We start from the raw sequence: 4335 nt of genomic DNA, 5'->3' as shown, positions 1-4335 counted from the left end.
ACCGTGAAACGACTTTGCGCCGATGATAGTGCTGCAACCAGTGTGAAAGTAGGTTATCGTCAGGCTAGTTATATGCGAAAGCCCGTTAGCGAAAGCTAGCGGGCTTTTTGCTTTGGTGCGTCCATTTGCGCGAACGGCTGTGCATAGTAGGGTGGGGACTCGTCCCCACCACAACGCCATCAACACAAAACCCGGTGGGTTCGAGAACCCACCCTACGCTGTATTCCTGTATGGGACAATGCAGGCTTGTCCCCTGTTTTTGCATTTATGACTCCGAGCCAACGCATTGCCGCCGCCATTGCCGCCTTTAATAATCAGCGCTTTGAACAGGCGCGGGGGCTGGTGGCGGATTTGCTGGAAGGCGAGGAGGCGAACGTCGATGCGTTGAACCTGGCCGCCGCCTGCGCACGGGCGCTGGGGCAGGCCGGTGAAGCCGAACGCTGCGCGCGCAGGGCCATCGCATGTGCGCCGGACCATGCCGCCAGCTGGAACAACCTCGGCATCATGCTGCAAGACCAGGGCCGCGCGGCCGAAGCCGAAGCGGCTTACCTGCGCGCGGTGGCCCTACAACCCGCGTATGCCGACGCCCATTACCACCTTGGCTTGCTGTACCAGCAGGGCGGTGCTTTCGCCGCCGCCGCCGAGGCGCACGAGCGCGCGCTGACGCTGCGCCCGCACCATGCGCTCAATAGCGCCAACCTCGGGGTGGTACTTGAACGGCTCGGCCGGTTGGAAGAGGCAGAGCGCCGTTTCGGCGATGCGGTGACGCTCGATCCGAACGACGTCGATTCGCTGCAGCGGCGCGCCAGCCTGCTGCATCGCCTTGGCCGGCTGGATGAAGCCGCCGCGTGCTTCCATGCGGCGCGGTCGCTGCGTCCGCAGAGCGCCGAGTTGTGGAACAACAGCGCCGTGCTGGACGCCAGCCTGAAGCGGCACGCGGCCGCCGAAGCCGGCTACCGACGCGCCCTGGCCCTGCGGCCCGGCTATCCCGACGCCTGGCACAACCTTGGTTTGCTCTACATGCAGCGCAGGCGCTTCCCGGAATCGCTGGCCGCGCTTGGCGAATACCGGGCGCTGCGCCCGGACGACATCGAAGGCCTGAATTCGCTGGCCAACCTCTACCAGCACATGGGGCGCGACGCCGACGCCGAAGCGGCTTACCGGCGCGCGCTCGTGCTGCGCCCAGCCTACGCCAAGACCTTGAACAACCTCGCCACGCTGCTCCAGCGCCAGGGGCGCCTGGCCGAGGCCGAAACGGTCTACCGCGAGGCGGCCGCGGCCGACCCCGGCTATCCGGAGCCGCGCTGGAACCTGGGCTTCCTGCTCCTTGCGCAGGGCCGCCTGGACGAGGGGTGGCCCTGGATGGAGGCGCGCTACGACCCCGCGCTGGCGCGCCCGATCGCGCGCGCGCCGCGCCTGGCTTTTCCGCAGTGGCGTGGCGAAAGCCTGGCCGGAAAAAGCATCGTGGTCTGGCCCGAGCAGGGCTTCGGCGACCAGATCCAGTTCGTGCGCTACCTGCCGCTACTGAAGGCGGCCGGCGCGCGCCACGTCACCCTGGTCTGCCACGATCCGCTGCTCCCCTTGCTGCGGACAGCGCCGGGGGCCGACACCGTGTTCGGCGCCGGCGACGTGGCGCGCCTGGAAGCGCACGACTTCTGGGTCTTCATGCTCAGCCTGCCGATGCACTTCCATACCTCGCTGGACAACCTGCCGGCGGCACTGCCTTACCTCGCAGCCGATCCGGTGCGCAGCGCCCGGTGGCAGGCGCGGCTGGCGTCCGTGCAGGCTGCAGGCCGTGCGGGTGCTGGCCTGCGTGTTGGGCAGCGCGTTGGTTTGCGCGTTGGATTGGTATGGCGCGGCTTTGCCGGCCACGTCAACGACACGCACCGCTCCTTGCCCGGCCTGGAGGCACTCGCGCCGCTATGGTCGATCCCGAACGTCTCCTTCTTCGGCCTGCAGCGCGGCATGGACGGCGAGCCGGCCCCCGGCACAACTGGCGCGTTCGCGCTGACCGAACTCGGCCCCGAGATCGGCGATTTCGGCGATACCGCCGCCATTGTCGAAGCGCTCGACCTGGTCATCTGCGTGGACACCGCCGTCGCCCACGTCGCGGGGGCGCTCGGCAAACCCTGCTGGGTCTTGCTGCCCGCTGTTCATCCCGACTGGCGCTGGCTGGTCGACCGCCACGATACGCCGTGGTACCCGAAGGTACTCAGGCTGTACCGGCAGCAGCGTGCCGGCGAATGGGAGCAGGTCGTGCGCGAGGTGACCGCCGACCTGGCTACGCTGGCCGGCATGTAATTGCTGGTTTCGAAGCATGGCCTCACGCCTGCGCCTGCGCAGATTGTTGTTTCTGTGCAAGAACCGTCCCCTCTAGTACAAGATCTTTCCATGTAGCATGCCCTCTGTAGGATAATACCTACTTTGTTGCGCTGCGTTCATTCGCAATGCTCTCCAGAATTTTGCTCTTGCGGCAACGGTCCGTTCAAGGCTTCACGTCCATTTACTTCATCGCTAATGAATCATATCTATCGCCTGGTCTGGAATACCAAACGTCACATGCTGATGGCCGTTGCCGAAGTCGGCACCTCCCACGGCAAGGATGGCGTCACCGACACGCCCGTCGGTCGCGTCGTGAGCGACAGCGCCGAGACTTTCCAGGGAACGCGCAAGATCCTGGCCGCTGCCGTCATCGCCCTGTTCCCGCTGGCCTCGTTTGCCCAGATGAGCTCGTCGCTTGATGAGATACCGGAAGGCACTGACATTTACCTGTCCGATAGCGACGGCACGAACGCCGACGCGGCGAACTGGCGCCTGGAGAACAATGGCACGCTGCACATCAGCGGGACCGACAACGGCACCAACCTGCTGAGCCTGTCGGGCTCGGGCTCCGTGCTGCTGGGCGACAAGACGCTGACGCTGACATCGGCGGATGGAGTATATGACGGCACAATCCAGGGCGCGGGCGGTTTCACTGTCGATCGCGGTTACGAGACCCTGAGCGCGGCCAACAGCTATACCGGCGCGACAACCATCGGCGAACAGGGCCGGCTTGTTTTGAGCGACTCGGGCGCGGTTGCGCTNGTTACGAGACCCTGAGCGCGGCCAACAGCTATACCGGCGCGACAACCATCGGCGAACAGGGCCGGCTTGTTTTGAGCGACTCGGGCGCGGTTGCGCTGTCGAGCGGCGTGCTCAACAATGGCGTGTTCGACGTCGCCGCCACGAACAACGGCGCGCAGGTGCAATCGCTGTCCGGTTCGGGCGCCGTGCTGCTGGGCGGTCAGACGCTGACCTTGACCAACGCAAACGACCAGTTCGCAGGCACGATCAACGGCTGGGGCGGCCTGACGGTCGCCGGCGGCCACGCAGTCCTGAGCGGCGCGAATACCTACACCGGCGTGACGACGGTGGACCAGTGGTCCAGTCTGGCCTTGTCGGGTTCGGGCAGCATCGCGGCTTCCGAGGGCTTGCTGAACAATGGCGTCTTCGATATCGCTGCGACGAACAGCGGCGCGCAGGTGCAATCGCTGTCGGGTTCGGGCGCCGTCCTGCTGGGCGGCCAGACGCTGACCCTGACCAACGCGCACGACCAGTTCGCTGGCGTGATCGAAGGCGCTGGCGGCCTGACGGTCGCCGGCGGTTACGAAGTCCTGAGCGGAGCGAATACCTACACCGGCGCCACCAGCGTCAGCGAATGGTCGACCCTGGAGCTGTCCGGCTCGGGCAGCATCGCCGCATCCGAGGGCTTGCTGAACAATGGCTACTTCAACATCGCTGCGACGAACAACGGCGCCGACGTGCAGTCGCTGTCGGGCTCGGGCGCCGTCCTGCTGGGCGGCCAGACCCTGACTTTGACGAATGCACACGACCAGTTCGCAGGCACGATCAATGGCTGGGGCGGCCTGACGGTCGCAGGCGGCCACGAAGTCCTGAGCGGGGCGAATACCTACACCGGCGTGACCACGGTGGACCAGTGGTCCAGTCTGTCCCTGTCGGGTTCGGGCAGCATCGCCGCCTCCGAGGGTCTGCTGAACAATGGGGTCTTCGATATCGCCGCGACGAATAGCGGCGCAGAAGTGCAGTCGCTGTCCGGCTCCGGCGCCGTGCTGCTGGGCGGCCAGACCCTGACCCTGACGAACGCGCACGACCAGTTCGCGGGCGTGATCGAAGGCGCGGGCGGTCTGGCGATCACCGGGGGTTACGAGAATCTGGCTGGCGCAAACACCTACACCGGTGCGACCACGGTCGGCGAGTGGGGCAATCTGTCCCTGTCGGGTTCGGGCAGCATCGCCGCCTCCGAGGGCTTGCTGAACAATGGCGTCTTCGATATCG

At 66.0% G+C, this 4335-nt stretch carries 2 protein-coding genes and 1 pseudogene; all 3 read left to right on the top strand.

Annotated features, from left to right (window positions below; all coding sequences use genetic code 11):
- Positions 1-267: 267 nt before the first annotated feature.
- Positions 268-2301: a tetratricopeptide repeat protein gene (locus QPK31_RS26000; protein WP_290425779.1), complete on the top strand. Its 2034-nt coding sequence runs from the start codon at positions 268-270 to the stop codon at positions 2299-2301.
- Between the two features lie 216 nt (positions 2302-2517).
- A complete protein-coding gene (locus QPK31_RS25995) occupies positions 2518-3099 on the top strand; it encodes an ESPR domain-containing protein (RefSeq protein ID WP_290425778.1) in 582 nt (193 codons plus the stop codon).
- A 56-nt stretch (positions 3100-3155) separates the two neighbouring features.
- Positions 3156-4335, top strand: a pseudogene (locus QPK31_RS25990) (autotransporter domain-containing protein); the annotation flags it as partial.

Origin of the sequence: Massilia sp. YIM B02769 (genome assembly GCF_030411995.1) — a bacterium.
In the GTDB taxonomy this organism is placed as follows: domain Bacteria; phylum Pseudomonadota; class Gammaproteobacteria; order Burkholderiales; family Burkholderiaceae_D; genus Telluria.
This window is presented reverse-complemented; position numbering and strand designations above follow the sequence as displayed.